The 18,311-nt window shown below is 46.7% G+C and carries 18 protein-coding genes; 8 read left to right on the top strand and 10 right to left on the bottom strand.

The window, feature by feature from the left end; translation table 11 throughout:
* Positions 1-4: 4 nt before the first annotated feature.
* From ICV32_RS04995 to ICV32_RS04980, 4 genes are read left to right on the top strand one after another with little or no spacing between them, the layout of a single operon-like run.
* Entirely contained in the window at positions 5-1,144 is a 1,140-nt protein-coding gene (locus ICV32_RS04995) for a DNA polymerase III subunit delta' (protein WP_215372401.1), read from the top strand.
* 11 nt (positions 1,145-1,155) lie between these two features.
* On the top strand, positions 1,156-1,944 hold the full coding sequence (locus ICV32_RS04990; RefSeq protein ID WP_215372400.1) for a TatD family hydrolase: 789 nt from the start codon (positions 1,156-1,158) through the stop codon (positions 1,942-1,944).
* A complete protein-coding gene (locus ICV32_RS04985; RefSeq protein ID WP_215372399.1) occupies positions 1,941-2,654 on the top strand; it encodes an ankyrin repeat domain-containing protein in 714 nt (237 codons plus the stop codon). Before ICV32_RS04990 ends, ICV32_RS04985 begins: the two co-directional genes overlap by 4 nt.
* Positions 2,655-2,713: 59 nt before the next feature.
* The gene (locus ICV32_RS04980; protein ID WP_215372398.1) at positions 2,714-3,196 is read left to right on the top strand and encodes a hypothetical protein; all 483 of its coding nucleotides are present in this window, start codon (positions 2,714-2,716) and stop codon (positions 3,194-3,196) included.
* Positions 3,197-3,200: 4 nt separating this feature from the next.
* Here ICV32_RS04980 and ICV32_RS04975 read toward each other — a convergent pair whose 3' ends face one another.
* A complete protein-coding gene (locus ICV32_RS04975) occupies positions 3,201-4,181 on the bottom strand; it encodes a DUF3108 domain-containing protein (protein ID WP_215372397.1) in 981 nt (326 codons plus the stop codon).
* 36 nt (positions 4,182-4,217) lie between these two features.
* Positions 4,218-4,826, bottom strand: a complete 609-nt coding sequence (locus ICV32_RS04970; RefSeq protein ID WP_215372396.1) for an HNH endonuclease — start codon at positions 4,824-4,826, stop codon at positions 4,218-4,220.
* Positions 4,827-5,212: 386 nt separating this feature from the next.
* Here ICV32_RS04970 and ICV32_RS04965 point away from each other — a divergent pair, with 386 nt between their 5' ends.
* From ICV32_RS04965 to ICV32_RS04955, 3 genes are read left to right on the top strand one after another with little or no spacing between them, the layout of a single operon-like run.
* Positions 5,213-8,125 (top strand): molybdopterin oxidoreductase family protein, encoded by a 2,913-nt coding sequence (locus ICV32_RS04965; protein ID WP_215372395.1) that lies wholly within the window; start codon positions 5,213-5,215, stop codon positions 8,123-8,125.
* Positions 8,118-8,768 (top strand): 4Fe-4S dicluster domain-containing protein, encoded by a 651-nt coding sequence (locus tag ICV32_RS04960; RefSeq protein ID WP_215372394.1) that lies wholly within the window; start codon positions 8,118-8,120, stop codon positions 8,766-8,768. Before ICV32_RS04965 ends, ICV32_RS04960 begins: the two co-directional genes overlap by 8 nt.
* Complete coding sequence (locus ICV32_RS04955) at positions 8,768-9,724, top strand: DmsC/YnfH family molybdoenzyme membrane anchor subunit (RefSeq protein WP_215372392.1); 957 nt, start codon at positions 8,768-8,770, stop codon at positions 9,722-9,724. Before ICV32_RS04960 ends, ICV32_RS04955 begins: the two co-directional genes overlap by 1 nt.
* Here the strand turns inward: ICV32_RS04955 and ICV32_RS04950 are convergent.
* Genes ICV32_RS04950 through ICV32_RS04930 form a run of 5 tightly spaced genes read right to left on the bottom strand, consistent with a single transcriptional unit; the run spans position 9,721 to position 13,954 of the window.
* The gene (locus tag ICV32_RS04950) at positions 9,721-10,440 is read right to left on the bottom strand and encodes a GntR family transcriptional regulator (RefSeq protein WP_215372390.1); all 720 of its coding nucleotides are present in this window, start codon (positions 10,438-10,440) and stop codon (positions 9,721-9,723) included. The genes ICV32_RS04955 and ICV32_RS04950 overlap by 4 nt on opposite strands.
* Positions 10,441-10,483: 43 nt before the next feature.
* Positions 10,484-11,656, bottom strand: coding sequence for a UxaA family hydrolase (locus ICV32_RS04945; RefSeq protein WP_305848882.1), 1,173 nt, complete (start codon positions 11,654-11,656; stop codon positions 10,484-10,486).
* A 46-nt stretch (positions 11,657-11,702) separates the two neighbouring features.
* Entirely contained in the window at positions 11,703-11,984 is a 282-nt protein-coding gene (locus ICV32_RS04940) for a UxaA family hydrolase (protein WP_215372389.1), read from the bottom strand.
* A 27-nt stretch (positions 11,985-12,011) separates the two neighbouring features.
* Positions 12,012-13,022, bottom strand: coding sequence for an Ldh family oxidoreductase (locus tag ICV32_RS04935; RefSeq protein WP_215372387.1), 1,011 nt, complete (start codon positions 13,020-13,022; stop codon positions 12,012-12,014).
* Positions 13,019-13,954: an NAD(P)-dependent oxidoreductase gene (locus tag ICV32_RS04930; protein ID WP_215372386.1), complete on the bottom strand. Its 936-nt coding sequence runs from the start codon at positions 13,952-13,954 to the stop codon at positions 13,019-13,021. The genes ICV32_RS04935 and ICV32_RS04930 overlap by 4 nt, the downstream gene beginning before the upstream one ends.
* Positions 13,955-14,049: 95 nt before the next feature.
* Between ICV32_RS04930 and ICV32_RS04925 the strand changes: the two genes are divergently transcribed.
* Positions 14,050-15,036 (top strand): tripartite tricarboxylate transporter substrate binding protein, encoded by a 987-nt coding sequence (locus tag ICV32_RS04925; protein ID WP_215372384.1) that lies wholly within the window; start codon positions 14,050-14,052, stop codon positions 15,034-15,036.
* Between the two features lie 44 nt (positions 15,037-15,080).
* On the opposite strand, the gene ICV32_RS04920 is transcribed toward ICV32_RS04925, so the two are convergent.
* The 3 genes from ICV32_RS04920 to ICV32_RS04910 are packed head-to-tail and all read right to left on the bottom strand — an operon-like array spanning position 15,081 to position 18,310.
* Positions 15,081-16,802: an L-aspartate oxidase gene (locus ICV32_RS04920; protein WP_215372382.1), complete on the bottom strand. Its 1,722-nt coding sequence runs from the start codon at positions 16,800-16,802 to the stop codon at positions 15,081-15,083.
* A 15-nt stretch (positions 16,803-16,817) separates the two neighbouring features.
* Positions 16,818-17,426 carry a fumarate hydratase C-terminal domain-containing protein gene (locus tag ICV32_RS04915; protein WP_215372380.1) on the bottom strand — a complete coding sequence of 203 codons (609 nt, stop codon included), beginning with the start codon at positions 17,424-17,426 and terminating at the stop codon, positions 16,818-16,820.
* A gap of 8 nt (positions 17,427-17,434) precedes the next feature.
* Complete coding sequence (locus tag ICV32_RS04910; protein ID WP_215372378.1) at positions 17,435-18,310, bottom strand: fumarate hydratase; 876 nt, start codon at positions 18,308-18,310, stop codon at positions 17,435-17,437.
* Position 18,311: the final 1 nt, after the last annotated feature.

Here is an 18,311-nt window from a genome sequence, read left to right as displayed (position 1 = left end):
TCCCATGGCCATAGAAAATTCACATCACGAATCCGTCAAGCTATTGCCATGGTTCGAGGCACTTGGTAAAGCCTTTGATTTGGAGTCAATGCCTCAAGCTATTTTGTTTCATGGTCAACCAGGAATAGGCAAATTTGATTTTGCGCGCTGGCTTTCTAAGGCGCTACTCTGTGAGGCTGATTTGTTCTCCACAGGGCAAAAGCCATGCAATGCGTGTGAGGCTTGCCGCTGGTTTGATACTGGTAATCACCCAGACTGTATTACTTTGTTGCCCCAAAGCTTAAAAGGCCGCCTAGTTCAAGCGGAGCTTGAGGGTAGCCCCAAAATGGATCCTGTAGCCCCAGAGGGTCAAGACGATGGCGATGGAAAAAAAGAGAGTGCGTTCATCAAAATTGATGAGCTTAGGGCAGTGCTTGGCGGGATCAACATTGGTTCACACCGGGGCGGCAAACGGATTATTCTGATTTATCCACTGGAAAGTCTGCGCGAGGATGCATCGAACACCTTACTGAAATCCCTTGAAGAACCCAATCCTGATACGAACTTTATCCTAGTTAGCAATCGTCTTGATCGCGTCTTACCAACCTTACGATCGCGCTGCCAACTCATTGCCCTGCCAAAACCAAGTCGAGAACTGGCGCTTAACTGGTTGCAATCTGAACTGAAAATACTTCTCTCGGATGCCGTTGGTGCAGAGGAGTTAGAGGCCACAATTGATGAACATGCTGGTGCACCCTTGAGCGCAAGGGATCAGATCGTTGCTAGGCATTTAGGGGATGATAAAGATGGCATTGGTCTAGCCATCAATTCCACGCGAATATTAGTAGAGGCCTTGAGTAACGGACCCAAAATTGGCTACCTTGAATGCGCTGAGAAGGTTCAGAAAGCCCCATATTCCGCATTATTGGTGTGTATGCAACGCTGGCTCTTTGATTTGCAACTGTCATATCAGCTAGGGGAGGTGCGCTATTACCGCCGGCACGCACAACGAATTAGTCAGCTCGCATCTCAACTGCAATTAACCAAAGCGCAGCGACTTTGGTCAGCCCTTACACTCGCTCGTCGCCATGAGAATCACCCCTTGTCCACACGGGTGCAAATGGAATCCATGCTCTTGCAATATCAACAGCTCTTTGGGGACTAAAATTAGCGGTTATGTTGATTGATTCGCATTGCCACCTCGATTTCCCAGAGTATCAAAATCGCCTTCCTGAGGTATTAGAAAACATGGTGCGAGCCAAGGTGAGTCACGCACTTTGCATCTCTGTTGATATTCCAGATTTCCCCAAGGTGAAGCGACTGGCTCACACCTACCCAAATTTATTTGCTTCGGTTGGCGTTCATCCGGATTACGAAGATACCCCCGAGCCAACTCTTGCGTTTTTAGTTGAGGAAGCCAAAGACGACAAGGTGATTGCAATTGGAGAAACCGGGCTGGATTACTACCGAATGGGAGATCGATCTTACGAGTCGATGGAGTGGCAGCGTGAGCGCTTTCGGACCCATATTCGTGCTGCCTTGCAAGCCAAAAAGCCTTTAATTATTCATACGCGCTCCGCTTCGGAGGATACGTTGCGCATTATGCGCGAAGAGGGTGCTGACGCAATTGGCGGAGTAATGCATTGCTTTACAGAGTCTTATGAGGTAGCCAAGGCGGCGATTGAGCTTGGGTTTTATATCTCTTTTTCCGGAATCGTCACCTTTAAGAATGCCAAAGATCTTCAGGCGACCTGTAAGGCATTACCATTGGATCGACTGCTCATTGAGACCGATTCACCGTATTTGGCTCCTGTACCGCATCGCGGTCAAACCAATGAACCAGCTTGGGTAGCGCATGTTGCAAGTTATATTGCGCAATTACGTGGTGAAACGCTTGAAGAAATAGCCCAGCACACTACAAATAATTTTTTTCAGTGTTTTCAATTAAATAGAAGTTACTCATGATGCTACGCCGCAGTTTTATTGTTCTTACCGCCCTTAGTTTATTTTCAAGAATTGCAACAGCCCAATCCCAAGAACAGGCCGATCGCATGGCTCGCGCTGTTCAATTTGACGACCTTGCACAAGTTAAAAAGTTACTGCAAGAGGGTGTAAGCCCTAATTTATTAGTCCGGGGTGGAAATCCAATTACGGTCTACGCAGTAAGGGAGAACTCGCGCACAACCCTAGACTACCTGTTAACCCTCAAGAATTTGGATGTGGATCAGCCAAACCTTTCAGGTGAAAACGTCTTAATGATGGCATCCCTGTATGGGCTTTTGCCAGAGGTGAAGACTTTAATTGATAAACGGGCAGCCACGATCAATAAATCCGGCTGGACACCGCTGCATTACGCTTGCACCAATGGTCACCTACAGATTGCTGAGTTTCTATTGGATAAGGGCGCCCAGGTCAATGCCTTGTCTGATAGCGATACAACTCCTTTGATGATGGCTGTTCGCTCGGGCAATATTCAGTTGGTCAGATTATTACTTGACCGTGGCGCTGATCTGCAAATCCGCAATCACCAAGGATTCAGTGCGATTGATGTTGCTGATTTATTTAATCAGGAAGAGGTTTCCCGGGGTCTGCGTTCCCGTTGGGAGAAGCTTTACAAGACCAAATATGAAGGGGGCCCAAAGCCCGGAAGCGCTGAATCCAAGCCTAAGGGCTAATATCATTATCTGCGTATAATCATTATTATGTCAAATAATAGACGGGCCGTCAAATAAGCATGGCAGACCTTCCAAACTTCTTTACCCTTTTTGAGAAAGTTGGCAATAGCCTGCCACTCAGCGAACTCTATATTGTCTTTTTAACTGCGATTGCCATGTTAGTTGCCCATGCATTATTTATATTGTTGGTGGGTAAGATCTATCAGGTTTTAATCGATTGGGCAGATCACACTGGGATGTTTTGGTTATCCATCCCGTTTTATATGATGGCTGTCGGGATCGTATTTATGACCCACATTGTGGATATCATCATTTGGACCTATGCGCTAATTGCACTCAATATTTTTGAGGTTGATATCAACGCATTTTATTTTGCTGGTGAGATGTACACCACGGTTGGATACGGAACCTTTCCATTGCCTGAAAACTGGAAAATCTTACCGATTGTGGTTGCCTTCAGCGGCATTTTTGCTGCCTCAATGTCTGGAGCCGTTCTCTTTAATATGATTGGTCAAATCATTCGTAAGAAAAAGGTTCAATAAGCGTTTATTTGGGTAAATCAGCAATTGGGTCAACTTGCTTTAGAAAGAGTTCAAAGGTTCTGCCCTTTTCATTTTCAAGACGCACCCTTCCCGGTATCCAGCCAAAATCTTTAACTAACCAAATATCATTTCTTCGTTTGTGATCCATTTCTTTTACAGGTAAACGCTTGTAATGCCGTAGCACCGTGGGGCCTAGAGTTGAAACTGCATCCGATAATTCTTCGCCTTGGCTTTGAAAACGCCAGGTTTCAACGGTATCCAGATTAGCAATCGGGATTTCACGCACGGTTCCTTTTTCATCAATCTGGTCATTTCCAGCCAGTAAGGAAGCCAATTGCATCATCAGACTAAATCGATCTTGGGTACCAGGAGGAATCTCTTTTAATTGATCTGGTTTTTGGGAGAAAAACAACTTCCCTCCCCCTTTGCCATCTCGATCAAAGCGGGTAAACCGAGCTGGCCGACTCCCAAGGTGCTCTACATAAAAATCAGGAGCCAATCCATAGGCATCAATTTTTCCTCGGGATTCAAAAATAAAGGGTCCAACAAACGCGTAAGGAATATTGATAAACAAGCGATAGCCAAGCTTAGGATCAAACTGCCACTCGATCGAAGCTGTCTGTAGGTATTGCCCATCGAGATAGGCGTCGTAATAATAAATCCCCGGATCGGGAACCCGAAAAGCTTGCCCTTCTTGCTCTGTTTGGCCCTGACCATTACCGCTTCCCGATCCAATAACAACACCATCGCCCACAGCATTCGAACTTTGATCACGAATACTCGGTTCAGGCGCGGCTGGTTTACTTAGCTGAACTTTCTTAATGGGCTCTACCCGAAGCTCAGCGACGGTCACATCCTCAAGTGGTGCGGCCTTCGAGAATAAAAAACTAGGGAATCCAATGAATATATAAAGGTGAATGAATACGGATATTAATATCGCAAGCAGCACAATTGTGCGCGGCTTGAGTAGGCGCAAACCGTTCATCGGCGATTTAAGTCAACGACTGCTGCTAGCAATCAATTAGACCCAAAAGGGGTCTTGCAGGATACGGCTATCCTTGGGCAAATTGGCAGCTAGAAAATCCATCTGATCGGCCAAAATATTTCTGCCCTTCAAAATCATATCTTCGTACAAACTAGGCGTATAAGGAGCATAGAGGAGGCTCATCCCCGCTCTCTCGGGCGTGCGATTCCCTTTGCGTTGATTGCAAGGACGGCATGAGACAACGAGATTCATCCAAGTGTAGCTACCGCCCTTACTGTTTGGAATAATATGCTCTGCTTCGGCATCATGCTCCGAGATTCGGCATCCGCAATATGCGCAAAGTCCGCGATCGCGGCGATAGAGCTTGCGCTTTGTAATGGCTGGAATTACATCAAACAAATTAATTTTTGCAGAGCCTTTAACGGCAATGATGGAGTGCAGCTCAATGATCGATTGACGGCCAGTCAGGCGTGAAATGCCTCCGCGCATGACGGCGATGGGTTCACCCAGCGTCCATGAGACGCTGTCATCCGCGTAATGTCGGGTTGCATCCTCAGCATCAATCCAGCACTGAGGGATACCGCCCGCATCTAACTTCAAAATGCTGAGCACCACTCCTCCTCTCTGCCATGGTATTTGCGCCATTGCACGCTTGATACCTAATATAGTCTAAGTTTGCTATAAAAAGATGACGTTTTTCAAGCCCCTAGAGGATTTATGCTTAATTGACTGATTAAATGCAGCCCTTAATCAAATCGCTTGCACACCCATTCTTTGCGACCCCACTCCCCTGGCCGCTCTGCAAATACCAACCAAACAATCCATTCTGATAGCTTTTTCATGACATTCTCCTTGTTGGATAAATGCCATTGTGGTCTAAGAGAAGCTCATAAAATGAGCTTTAAGTAAGTACTTTGAGAATATCTATAAATCATTGATTTCAATCATGAATTATTAGCTTACTTGGTGTTTTATTTGCAGAAAATTTACCAAAATGCCGCTACAATAAACTCATAACTATAAGTCGCTGCATGTTCAAATTATTCTCCTCACAACCGGTTCACGACCCAATTAATTTCCAAAATCCTGCTACTGAGGTCAAAACGACCACCTGCTATATGTGCGCTTGCCGCTGTGGCATTCGGGCCCATTTACGTGATGGTGAGCTGGTCTATATCGATGGCAATCCAAACCATCCCCTCAATCAGGGAGTCATTTGCGCTAAGGGTGCCTCGGGCATCATGAAGCAGAAGTCGCCCGCACGGATCACGAAACCTCTCTTACGCAAACCTGGTTCAGAGCGCGGTCAGTCGGAGTTTGAGGAAATTTCTTGGGATCAGGCATTTAGTATTTTAGAGAATCGCTTACGAGGCATTCGAGAAACGGATCCCAAAAAATTTGCTTTGTTCACCGGTCGCGATCAAATGCAAGCCCTTACTGGTTTATTTGCTCGTCAATTTGGTACCCCAAACTATGCAGCCCACGGAGGCTTTTGCTCGGTGAACATGGCGGCTGGCATGATTTATACGATTGGTGGCAGCTTTTGGGAATTTGGCGGCCCCGATTTAGAGCAAGCGAAGTTATTTGTGATGATTGGAACTGCGGAGGATCATCACAGCAATCCGATGAAGATTGCTTTGTCAAAGTTCAAACGCAATGGCGGTCGATTTATCTCCATTAATCCAGTGCGAACTGGCTATTCTGCGATTGCTGATGAGTGGATTCCGATTAAACCGGGTACTGATGGTGCGCTATTTATGGCATTGATGCATGAGTTGCTTATGGCAAATCAAGTCGATCATCCATTCTTAAAGCGCTACACCAATTCATCGCAGCTCGTTTGCCTGGATCCGGGTCCTGAAGAAGGTTTATTTTTGTTTGATCCTGAATCAGATCCAATTAATGCTGATATTCCTCACAATAAGTACATTTGGGACACCAAAAGCAATACTGCGAAAGCTTGTTTTGCAAATGATGTCGACCCTGCTCTCTCTGGCGAATATGTGATGGGTCCTGGCCCTCATCAAGGCAAGCGAGTAGCGCCTGCATTTGAATTATTGCGCCGGCAAGTGAAGTCTTGCACGCCCGAGTGGGCCCAGAAGATTACTTCCATTCCTGCGCCACGTATCCGTTTACTAGCCAAAGAAATGGCACACACAGCATTTAAGCAATCCTTTGAGCTACCGATTGCTTGGACTGATTCGTTTGGGCAGCAACATACATCAGTAACTGGTCGTCCCGTTGCATTTCATGCGATGCGTGGCCTTTCTGCCCACTCAAATGGCTTTCAAACTACACGTGCCTTAGCTGTATTAATGACCCTGCTTGGTACCATCGATCGCCCAGGCGGGTTTCGACATAAAGCTCCGTATCCCCGTCAGATTCCTCCCAACATCAAACCGCCCTCTTCGGAAAATGACATTCAGGTAAATACGCCCTTAGCGAAAGCACCGCTTGGTTGGCCAACCCGTCCAGAGGACTTAGCACTTGATCGAGATGGCAAGCCTCTACGAATTGACAAGGCCTATACCTGGGAGCATCCTTTGGCTGCCCATGGCTTAATGCATAACGTGATTACCAATGCAGTCAAGGGCGATCCCTACTCGATTGATACTCTGATGATTTTCATGGCTAACATGTCATGGAACTCCACCATGAACACCATGGAAGTTCGACAGCATCTCAATGCCAAAGATGAAAATGGACAGTTCAAGATTCCATTTTTAGTGATCTGCGATGCATTTCAGTCGGAGATGGTGGCCTTTGCTGATCTCGTACTTCCAGATACAACCTATCTTGAGCGCCACGATGCGATGAGTATGTTGGACCGACCCATCTCAGAATTTGATGGGCCTTGTGATTCAGTTCGCATTCCGGTTTTACCTCCAACCGGGCAATGCAAACCATTTCAAGATGTTTTAATTGAACTTGCATCCCGCTTAAAGTTCCCAGCATTCACAACAGCGGATGGACAAAGAAAGTTCAAGGATTACCCCGACTTCATTACCAACTTCCAGACGGCTCCGGATTCGGGTATTGGATTTTTAATGGGTTGGCGTGGCAAGGATGGTGAGAAAAGTATTCGTGGGGAACCCAACCCTGACCAGTGGAAGCGCTATCAAGAAAATAATTGCGTCTTTCATTACAGCATGCCCCCCGAGCATCAATACATGCGCAATTGGAATCAAGGCTACTTAGACTTTGCCAAAGCCAATGCCCTGCGCCAAAAGAATGATCCGATTATTTTGGCGGTGTATTCCGATGTTGTTCAACAGTTTCGACTGGCTGCTAAAGGCCAGCGCCCTGGTCGCGTTCCACCTGAGCATCTTAAAGAACGCATCATTGAGTTTTTTGATCCTCTGCCATTTTGGTATCCACCCTTGGAAGATGCAGACACTAATTTAGATGAGTTCTCGATCAATGCGATTACGCAACGACCGATGGCGATGTATCACTCCTGGGATTCTCAAAACGCTTGGTTGCGACAAATTCATAGCCATAATTATTTGTTTATTAACGCTGCAACTGCAATTGACCATGGCATTGAGGATGGTGCATGGATCTGGGTTGAATCCCAATGGGGCAAAGTGCGCTGTATGGCGCGCCACACCCAAGCTGTTGAACTAGGAACCGTCTGGACTTGGAATGCCATTGGTAAAGCCGAATCGGCATGGCATCTTGATCCCAATGCGGATGAATCCAAAAAAGGGTTTTTGCTCAATCATCTAATTACTGAGGAATTGCCCATTAAAACCATGAATGGCACATTTCGAGTGAGTAATTCAGATCCGATTACTGGTCAAGCGGGTTGGTACGATGTGCGCGTCAAGCTTTCACCCGCCGGATCCAGTGAAGATATGGATACGTGGCCAACAGCGCAAGCCAACGAAGTTCCCGGAATGCTCTTTTCTTCATCCTACGTAAATAAGAGTTCTAATGAGTAAACAACTAGCACTCGTGATTGATTTAAATGTATGTGTGGGTTGCCATGCATGTGTTACCTCATGCAAGGAATGGAATACCCAGGGTTCCGCCGGCCCCATGACCGATCAAGATCCTTATGGTGCGTATCCGAGTGGCACCTTTTTTAATCGAGTTCAAACTTACGAAGCCGGCGTCTTCCCTAAAATGGAGACCGTGCATTTCCCTAAATCGTGTTTGCATTGCGAAGAACCGCCGTGTGTGCCAGTTTGTCCAACCGGAGCGAGCTACAAACGTAAAGAGGATGGCATTGTGCTGGTGGACTATGACAAGTGCATTGGCTGTAAGTATTGTGCCTGGGCCTGCCCTTACGGAGCGCGTGAACTTGATGAAGATCGGCAGGTGATGACCAAATGCACCTTATGCGTGGATCGCATTTACAGTGAGACCTTACCCGAAGCGGAACGCAAACCAGCCTGCGTTTTGGCCTGCCCAACAAGTGCACGAATCTTTGGTGATGTGCATGATTCACAATCTGAGGCAAGTAAGGCAATTGCCGAACGCGGTGGGTATGGCCTCATGCCTGAATGGCAGACCCAACCAGCGAATCACTACTTGCCACGCTCTATTACCGAAACGATTGCCGCAGTAAAAGCAGAAAACTAATGCATCCCGCTTTCTCACTCGTCTTCTTCACTAGTATGGCTGGCATGGCCCAAGGCATGGTGGTAAGCCTTCTAGTTTTACATCTAGCAGGCGATCCGTTACCCAATCAGTTCATGAATTACCTTGCCTTCCCAATCATCTTGCTGCTACTGGGGGGAGGATTGCTTGCCTCGTTTTTTCATCTAGGGCATCCTGAGCGTGCTTGGCGCGCCATTCTGATGTGGAGAACATCTTGGCTCTCCCGCGAGGTTTTGGTAATGCCTAGTTTTATTGCCCTCACCGTACTAGCCTATATTTATTCTTGGCACTTCAGTGCTATTCCAAATTGGCTATGGGGATTACTAAGTATCTTTGCGATCCTTTTGTGGGTTTGTACAGCCATGATCTACCAATGCATTCGGTTTATTCAGGAGTGGGCGCATCCAATGACCATGGTCAATTTTATTGTCCTTGGATTTGCCTCAGGCTGGTTTTTATTGATGGTTTTATTTGTTATTTGGTCGGCATGGCTTTCAGGTGAAGCCATCGTAACCACTCAAAATATTGCTGGTGTTGCAGGATTTACTGCATTCTTATTATTGTTCTCGCTCACTCTAAAACTCTGGATCTGGAAGCGTAATCGTACCCTCAAACCTAAATCGACTCTGCAATCAGCAACCGGGATCCAACAAACGCCAGTTCGACAAATCTCGATGGGAATGATGGGCGGTAGTTTTAATACCCGAGAATTTTTTCATCAACAGTCGAACTTTTTTATTGCTAACGTTCGCAAGCTTGCATTTTTTGGGGCTTATATTATTCCGGTCACTCTATTGGCGGTTGCCGTAGGCCAGATAAGTTTGAATTTAATTGTGATCGCATTTATGGTCCACCTACTTGGCTTAATGGCAGAGCGGTGGTTATTTTTTGCGGAATCAAATCACCCACAAAATCTTTACTACCAGCGAATCGCTTAGGCACCTAGTTCACTGAAGTACTCATGGCGCTCAGTATTTAAGGTGGAGATACGCCATTCGATCGGCTCGTCTTCAATTCCGAGAGCAATGCGGCGAATCATAATTACAGGCTCACCTGGTTTGAGATGGAGCCATTCAGCATCTTGCTTATTTGCTGCCCCGGCGCGTAATCGCTCACTGGTTCGCGCCACTGATTGTCCGTATTGGGCTTGATACAGCTGATAGATACTTCCCTCCCGATTCTGAAATGCACTGCGTGTCAATGTTGGAAAACGCTCTTTACTAAGCGTGAGTCGATCAACGATCACACACTGCCCATCAAGCGATAAACGATTCACAATTCGCCATACCGGTGCACCCTCTTTTAGTTCAAGTTTTTTTGCCTCTTCACTATTTGCGGTTGCGCTTTGAAACGATACTAACTCGACCTTGGGATAATTTTTATGGTCAGCATCATGCTTAATCACATGAAAGAAATAATATAAAAGACGTTGCTCATCATGCTCAGCAATAAACGTACCTTTGCCTTGACGACGAATTACGATACCTTCGGAGACTAACTCGTCAACCGCTTTACGAAGCGTGCCGATCGATACCTTGAATTCTTTAGCAAAGTCTTTTTCTGCTGGCAAGGCTTGGCCAATGAAATAGCGACCATTCACAATATCGCGTGTGATTTTTTGTTTTACTTCTTGATATGCCGTAATAGCTTTCATAGAAGAATTGGTCATCCAACATCTGGATGACCAGCTTAATTACTTAGGCAGATTCATAAAGACGGGTCATTACAAATTCGTTGTGACCCAGAATTTCAGCAGCTGTTAGTTCACCATTCGCTGTGCGTAAGAGCGCATCCAATAGTTTTTCTCCTGCTGTATCCATATTTTCTTCACGGCGCAAGATTCCTGAAACATCGACATCAATGTGTTCAGACATCGTACGTACTGTTTTTGGATTTGCGCAGAGCTTAATGACAGGAAGAATGGGGTTACCAATCACATTGCCTTGCCCAGTTGGGAAAAAATGGGCAGCAAATCCTGAGGCAGCACATAGGGTCACCATTTCTGCAGCGGCCGATGAGGAATCCATAAACCACAAGCCTTTACCAGTCGGCATTTCAGCCTTATCTAACACGCCATCGACCATGCACTTTTTACCAATTTTCTGAATATTGCCAAGTGCTTTTTCTTCAATGGTCGTTAAGCCGCCTGCGATATTACCCTTGGTGGGTTGAGAATCAGAAAGATCGCTGGTTTTATTGCGTTCGACAACGCCTTGGTAACGATCAAACATCAGCTTAAACTTTGCCTTAACCTCAGGAGTACGGCAACGCGCTTCGACTAAATGCTCACCGCCTGTAAGCTCAGTTGTTTCGCCAAAGACTAATGTAGATCCAATCGCATAGAGCTTATCAAAGGCATTACCTACTGTTGGGTTTGAGCCGCAACCTGATGTTGTATCAGACTCACCGCATTTTGTGGAAACCCAAAGCTCTGATAAGGGGGCAGAAACGCGCTGCAACTGCGATGCGTGTTTCATAAATTTGTAGGCAGCACGACTTGCATTCGCAATCGTTGTGGTATCGCCATTACCCTCAATCCAGAATCCCTCGACTGGTTTACCCGATTTTTTAATCCCTTCCACTACTTTGGCAGTCCACTGGGGCTCAATACCGATCACCACCACTGCTGCGACATTGGGATTGCATCCTGCACCAATCAAGGTACGGAAATGAAGCTCTAAATCGGCACCAAATTGCAAACGCCCATAGGGGTGAGTAATTTTCACAGTCCCTTTAATGTTATTTGCCACTGCATCGCAAGCAGCATTTGATAGATCATCTAGGGGCATAATGATCACATGATTACGGATTCCCATCCGTCCGTTTTCACGACGATATCCCATAAAGGTCGCTTTTTTTAAATCAATCATTTGTTCTTCTCTCAATTAAAAATAAGTTAATTAGCTAGCCAATCGATTACCAGCGCTTTGTCTTAACGTTTTGCACATGCAAATGTTCGCCCTTCTTAATCGGGGCAACCACCTTACCAATATCTACGCCATATTTAATAACGGTATCGCCAACCTTGAGGTCTTGCAGTGCAATTTTGTGACCGATCGGAATATCGCTCTCTGACTTAATGTTGAGAGTGGTATCGCCTTCCATGACCCAACCTGTTAGATTGGTTCCAGAATTAACGCCCTCGACCACGACAACACCCACTACATCTCCGGGTTCATGTACGACAAAGTGAATCATGTTTACTCTCCTTTAAAGATTGACTTATTAATTATTCCAACCGCTTTGAATACCATTCTGAATTTCTTGCAATACCGCTTCATTGACTACGATCCCTGACTTCATTGCATTCTGGCGAACTGTAAAGCGGCGCTGTCCAGGTAAGCGCACTCCGGCATCGCTTGCAAATGTATTAATTAAATCGAGCATTCGGTTTCGGTAAATGCCTTTTCCAGGCAAACCAGGGTCAATCGTAATGATGAGTTGGCCTAATCGTGGCTTATTACCTTTCATTGAGAAGAAGCTATCGGCTTCATACGAGTACTGACTTCCTGATAAACCGACTGCGAGTAGTTCAATGATGAGCGCTAATAGCGAGCCCTTGTCTCCGCCCAGTGGCACCATTAAACCCTTAAGACCCTCGTTGGGATCGGTCGTGGGCTGTCCGTCCGCGGTCAGGGCCCAACCTAAAGGAATGGATTCCCCTTTTTTCGATGCCACTAGTAATTTGCCGCGCGCTACAGCCGAGAGTGACATATCAACCACCAAGGGATCCTTCCCTTGAACCGGAAATGCGGCAGCAAGCGGATTGGTTCCGAAAACTGCTTTACTGCCACCAGCCATTGGCATCGCAGCAGGAGTATTACCTAACAGAATTGAGATGTATCCTGCCCTAGCAGCAGCTTCAGTGTAGTGCCCTGCAACACCAAAATGATGGGTGTTCTTAATCGCCACTAATCCAACACCATGCTGATGCGCAAGTTGTACTGAAAGATCCGTTGCGTACTTCAGCGCTGGAAATGCAAGGCCATCTTGTCCATCAACTACTGCCGCCGCCGATTTATAAGGATGCGTCTTAATGACAGCTTGGGTATTAATGCGTTGATGTTTTGCATGCCCCGAATACTGGGCAACCCGGGCTAGGCCATGAGAGGCCAATCCATCAACCTCTGCTAAGGCTAAAAATAAGGCGGTATCGGCTGCAGCATCATGTTTAACTCCGGCGGCACACAATCCTTGATAAGCAAGTTGCACCAATTCCTGAAATGAATGACTCACGTATTTTTCTCCAAAAATAGATTCACTTCGCGGGCTATCATATTGCTCACTCGATCATTACTTTCTTCAGTGACACCTGCCACATGGGGCGTCAGAATTAAATTCGGTACCCCAACAAAATGACTAAGATCTTTTGCGGGCTCAACCGCAAAGACATCGAGCGCTGCTCCACCGAGCTTGCCGGATTTCAAAGACTGCGCAAGCGCAAGCTCATCGACAATGCCACCTCGGGCTGTATTAATTAAATAAGCACCCTCTTGCATTTGATCAAGCAGGGCCTGGTTCAATAGACCTTTAGTCTCAGGGAGCAATGGTAAATGCAGGCTAACGATGTGGCTACTTGCAAGCACTTCGGTCAGCGTCCGCATCGCTACATCTCCGCCTTTTATTGCGATGGATGATTCTTTAATGATGGGATCGTAGGCAATGCAGCGCATCCCAAGCGCGAGTGCTTTCTCAGCAACAACACGACCGATGCTGCCAAATCCAATAATCCCAATGGTTTTGCCAGAAATTTCGTGGCATTTAGAGTAAGTCGGTCGGGGCCATTTTCCTGCTAAGGTTTCAGTGCTAGCCTCGCGATACGAGCGCATCAGCGCCATTGCCGTCCCAAGCACATATTCTGCGACAGATTCAGCGTTCGCACCGGTGGCAGGAATCACCCGAATCCCTCGCTCGGCGCAGGCATTTAAATCAATATTCTCTAGGCCTACACCCAAACGACCGACCACCTTCAACTGCTTTGCCCCCTCAACCAACTCCTTAGACACTTTCGTGAGATTGCGCACAATCCAAGCTTGAGCAGCAATCAAGGAATCAGTCATTTGTTTTGGGTCTTGATACGCATCGGGTTGGTAAATAACGGTATGCCGAGCCTTAAGGGTTTCTAGGGCTTGACTGGTAATGAATTCGGAGATGAAAATGGTGGACATATCCATATCATATAGATGACTTAGATTTCTTGCAAGGATTCGGTCATCAAAATCATGTTTAAATGGGTAATAAATAGATAACCAAGGAGATCAGCATGTTCAAAGCAATACGAAATCGCTTCAAGTTTGCACTCGGTCTTATTGCGGTAAGTGCGATTGCATTTACAAGTCCAGGAATTCAGGCGCAGTCCTGGCCTGATAAACCCATTAAATTAATTATTCCTTTTGCTGCAGGAGGAACGACCGACATTATTGGTCGTGTATTGGCTCAGCAGATGACCCCGATTTTGGGTCAAAACGTGATCGTCGAAAATCGTGGTGGTGCCGGTGGAAATATTGGTGCTGAAGCGGTTGCAAAATCCCCTGCAGATGGCTATACCCTCTTATTGGCCTCTGGAAGCATGTTGACGGTTAATCCACACATGTACAAGAAAATGGCGATTAACTACTCAAGGGATTTCGCCCCAATTTCTACATTAGTGAGTGGCCCCATGATTATTTCGGTCAATCCAAAATTACCGGTCAATAATCTCAATGACCTAATTGCTCTTGCTAAAACAAAGAACTTAAATTTTGGTTCTGCTGGAATTGGTAGCCAAGTGCATTTAGCTGGAGAAAATTTCATTACTGCAGCAGGTATTAATGCAACTCACATCCCATATAAGGGTGAAGCAGCAGCGCTCACTGATTTAATTGCTGGCCAAATTGATTTTTGTGCTTGTAACGTTCCTGCATCGACTGGATTTATCAAGAACGGTCAGATCAAAGCTCTGGCAGTAACCAGTGCTAAACGCCTACCAGCGCTTCCTAATATTCCAACGGTTGCCGAAGCAGCAATACCTGGCTTTGAGAACGTTGGCTGGTTTGCATTAATGGCTCCATCAAATACCCCCAAAGTCATCACCGATAAGATTTATGCTGCAGCTGTCAAGGCAGTTAAGAGCGAGGCGATGCAAAAGAGTCTGGAGCAAAATAGTTTGACTGCGGTACTCAATACCCCCAAAGAACTAGAGGCTCAGATTAATTCAGAATCACTGAAGTGGGAAAAGGTGATCAAGGCGCGTAATTTGACTGCTAATTGATATCAAGTCTCTCCTGGTTTAAGCCCAGTTCATCTGGGCTTTTTTTATGCCTCGACCAAAATCGTTTCACCTGGTTTGACCATACTGAATATCACGGGTTTTTTATCAATCCTTAATTGATCCCCATCCATTTGCACAGCAGTGTAATAGGAAGTCTCCAGATCGCCCTCCTCAGGATAATCCTCCCGGTAGTGCGCTCCTCGAGAGTTCTCACGAACCAAGGCAGCCTCCACCACTGTTTTACTAACCAACAATAAGTTACGTAGATTCATCCAATCCTGCCAGGTCAGATTGAATGCTGGGTTGGTATCACCCACCCCCATGGTTTGCAACATCGCATCCAGTCGATCCAAGCGCTCACGTGCTGCCACCAAATCATTTTGATTACGCAAGATCCCTACTTGATCCCACATGCAATCGGCTAACTCGTCACGAATGAACTCAATATCGCCTTGGGCTTGCGTGAGCGGTTTGCGATGCATCGCAATACTTTGCTCCATTAATTCTTGATTGGGCTCTAAGAATTCTCGATTGGATACATAGTGCGCCATCGTGTCTCCGGCAATCCCGCCAAACACCGTGGAGTTTGCGACCCCATTACCGCCTAATCGATTGGCACCATGTACACCACCGGTATCCTCACCAGCAGCAAATAATCCAGGTAAATCGGTACTGGTATCGGCATGAAATACTACGCCACCCATCATGTAGTGAGCGGTGGGAACCACTTCAACCAGTCCGCCCGCTAAATCAAAGCCCGAGTCGGCACACCGCTCAACCATTCCTTTAAATAATTTACGTACATTCTCGGGGCCTAAGTGATGCATCTGAATATAAACCCCACCATTTGGACTGACTCGACCAGCGCGCATCTCGGAGTAAATCGATCGTGAGACGATGTCACGCGTAGCACGCTCGTTGCGAGGATCATAGTTACCCATAAAGCGCTCTTGATTACCATTTAGGAGATAACCGCCAGCTCCCCGCAAGCCCTCTTCCAGAACCGTTCCGGTCATGCGCGTATCGGGTCCAGCTAACATTCCAGTTGGATGGAACTGCACCATCTCCATATCACGTAGGACAAGACCGGCTCGCAAGGCCATCGCCAATCCATCACAGCTTTTATCACCCGATGGGGTGTGGTATTTGTACATGGTGGGGCCGCCACCGGTTCCTAGTAATACTGCCTTGGCACGTACCATGACAAACTGACCAGTGCGCATATTGAGCATCAATACGCCCGCGATTGCCTTGCCATCAGCGCTCTTGATTAACTCAATCGCACGATGCTCTTCTAGGCGATGGATTCCACGAGCCCATACTTGCTCGGCTAGGCGATTAATGATTTCGATGCCAGTAAGATCGCCCTTGTGAACTGTGCGATCAAAGGTTTGACCAGCAAATGCTTTTTGATGAATCGTGCCATCAGGGTTGCGATCAAAGAAGCAACCCAGCTCATTCTCTAGTTCATGAATTCGTTCAACCGATTTGGTCACCAAGGTCCAAGCCAGCTCTTGATCGGATAGCCACTTGCCCCCTTCAATGGTATCCATAAAGTGACGCTCAACCGAATCACCCTCAGCCAACGCAACGTTGTAACCACCTTGAACCATGCGGGTGCAACCGCATTTACCCAGGAGGCCCTTCACCGCAATCGTAATATGCAAGTTGGGGTTGGCTTGATGCGCATGCAACGCCGCAAAGAGACCCGCCCCACCGGAGCCAAGAACCAAGATATCGGTCTTTATGGTTTCAATCGATGTCATAGTACCCTTCTCTCTTTAGACAATGCCTAAGCTCTTTAGTACTGCTGCTTTATTACTTGCAACCTCAGACTTCACTTCTTGATAGATGCTGCCACCATGGCTATCCATGGCCACTAATAAAGGACCAAATTGATTAATCTTGAACTTCCAAAGTGATTCTGGGTTTAGATCATCGAGATCCACATCCTCAATCTGATCAATCCAAGTGGTCTCGAGGGCAGCAGTACCACCAATAATGGCGAGATAGACACCGCCAAATTGTTGAAAGGCGTTTGCGGATGACTCCCGTAAACCACCCTTACCCACAATCATGCGTACTCCGTATTCTCGCATCAGGGGTTCTGTAAAGCGCTCCATCCGATCCGATGTGGTCGTACCAATGCAAATTGCTTGGTAGCCTGCTGGGAACTCAGGGCTAACTGGTACTTTGCGAACATTGGGTGCCGTATGAATCACGGCATGACCTTGCAGATCAAATTTAGTTTTGCGGCCCCGATCAAATAAATGGATTTGGGTCGCATCGCGGATACCAAACAAGGTTTGTTGCAAGGTGACCGTATCGTTAATCCTCAACTTGCGGATATCGCTCTCACTAACTGGGGTTGCGAGGTTGTAATGTGCCATGACCGTCCTTAAAAGCCGTATTCAATGCCACGCGATCCAATCGTTGCACGCGCACGACGTGCCGAATGGCATTGCATATTTACAGCAACAGGGTTCATGGTGATATGCGTTGCTGCTAATTCCACATGGACTGCAAACGCCGTACCATCACCACCAAGTCCCTGAGGACCAATTCCTAATTGATTGACTGCAGCGCTTAACTCCTTCTCCAACTTAGCACCTTCAGCATCACTACAAATGCTACCAAGTGGCCGGGTCGCAGCGCGCTTTGCAAGTGCGACGCATTGGTCGGATGTACCGCCGACGCCTACCCCAACAATAGTGGGTGGGCAGGTTTTACCACCAGCGTTCACAACACTCTCGATCACAAATGCTTTAACTCCTAAGATTCCTTCGGCTGGTATAGCCATCTTTAAAAATGAATTATTCTCCGAGCCACTTCCTTTGGGAATCATTTCAATCTCAATCACGCCAGGCTTATCCATGAAATCAAGATGAATTGCTGGCATCTCAATGCCTGAGGAGGTGTGATTGTTCTTGCGTGTAATCGGATGCACTACCGATGAGCGAAGTGGATACTCTGTTGTGGCTCGCTCGCACCCCTTTCGAATCGCTTGCTTTAAGAGAACTCCATCGAATTGAACATCGCGACCAATCCAAACGTTATAGATCGGCAAACCGGTATCTTGACAGAGCAGGTTATCCTCTCGTTCAGCCACCGCAATATTCGTGACCATGGTTCCAAGTACCACTTGCGCACGAGCATCACGTTCTTTGCGTTTGAGATCGTTAATCCCCTCTTTAATATCGTCAGGTAGTAATTTCAGGGCCCTGATATAAAGCTCTTTGCATGCGTCTTCAACGTGTTGCAGGTTCAATTCCATA

Origin of the sequence: Polynucleobacter sp. MWH-UH24A (genome assembly GCF_018687475.1) — a bacterium.
Lineage (GTDB): Bacteria > Pseudomonadota > Gammaproteobacteria > Burkholderiales > Burkholderiaceae > Polynucleobacter.
This window is presented reverse-complemented; position numbering and strand designations above follow the sequence as displayed.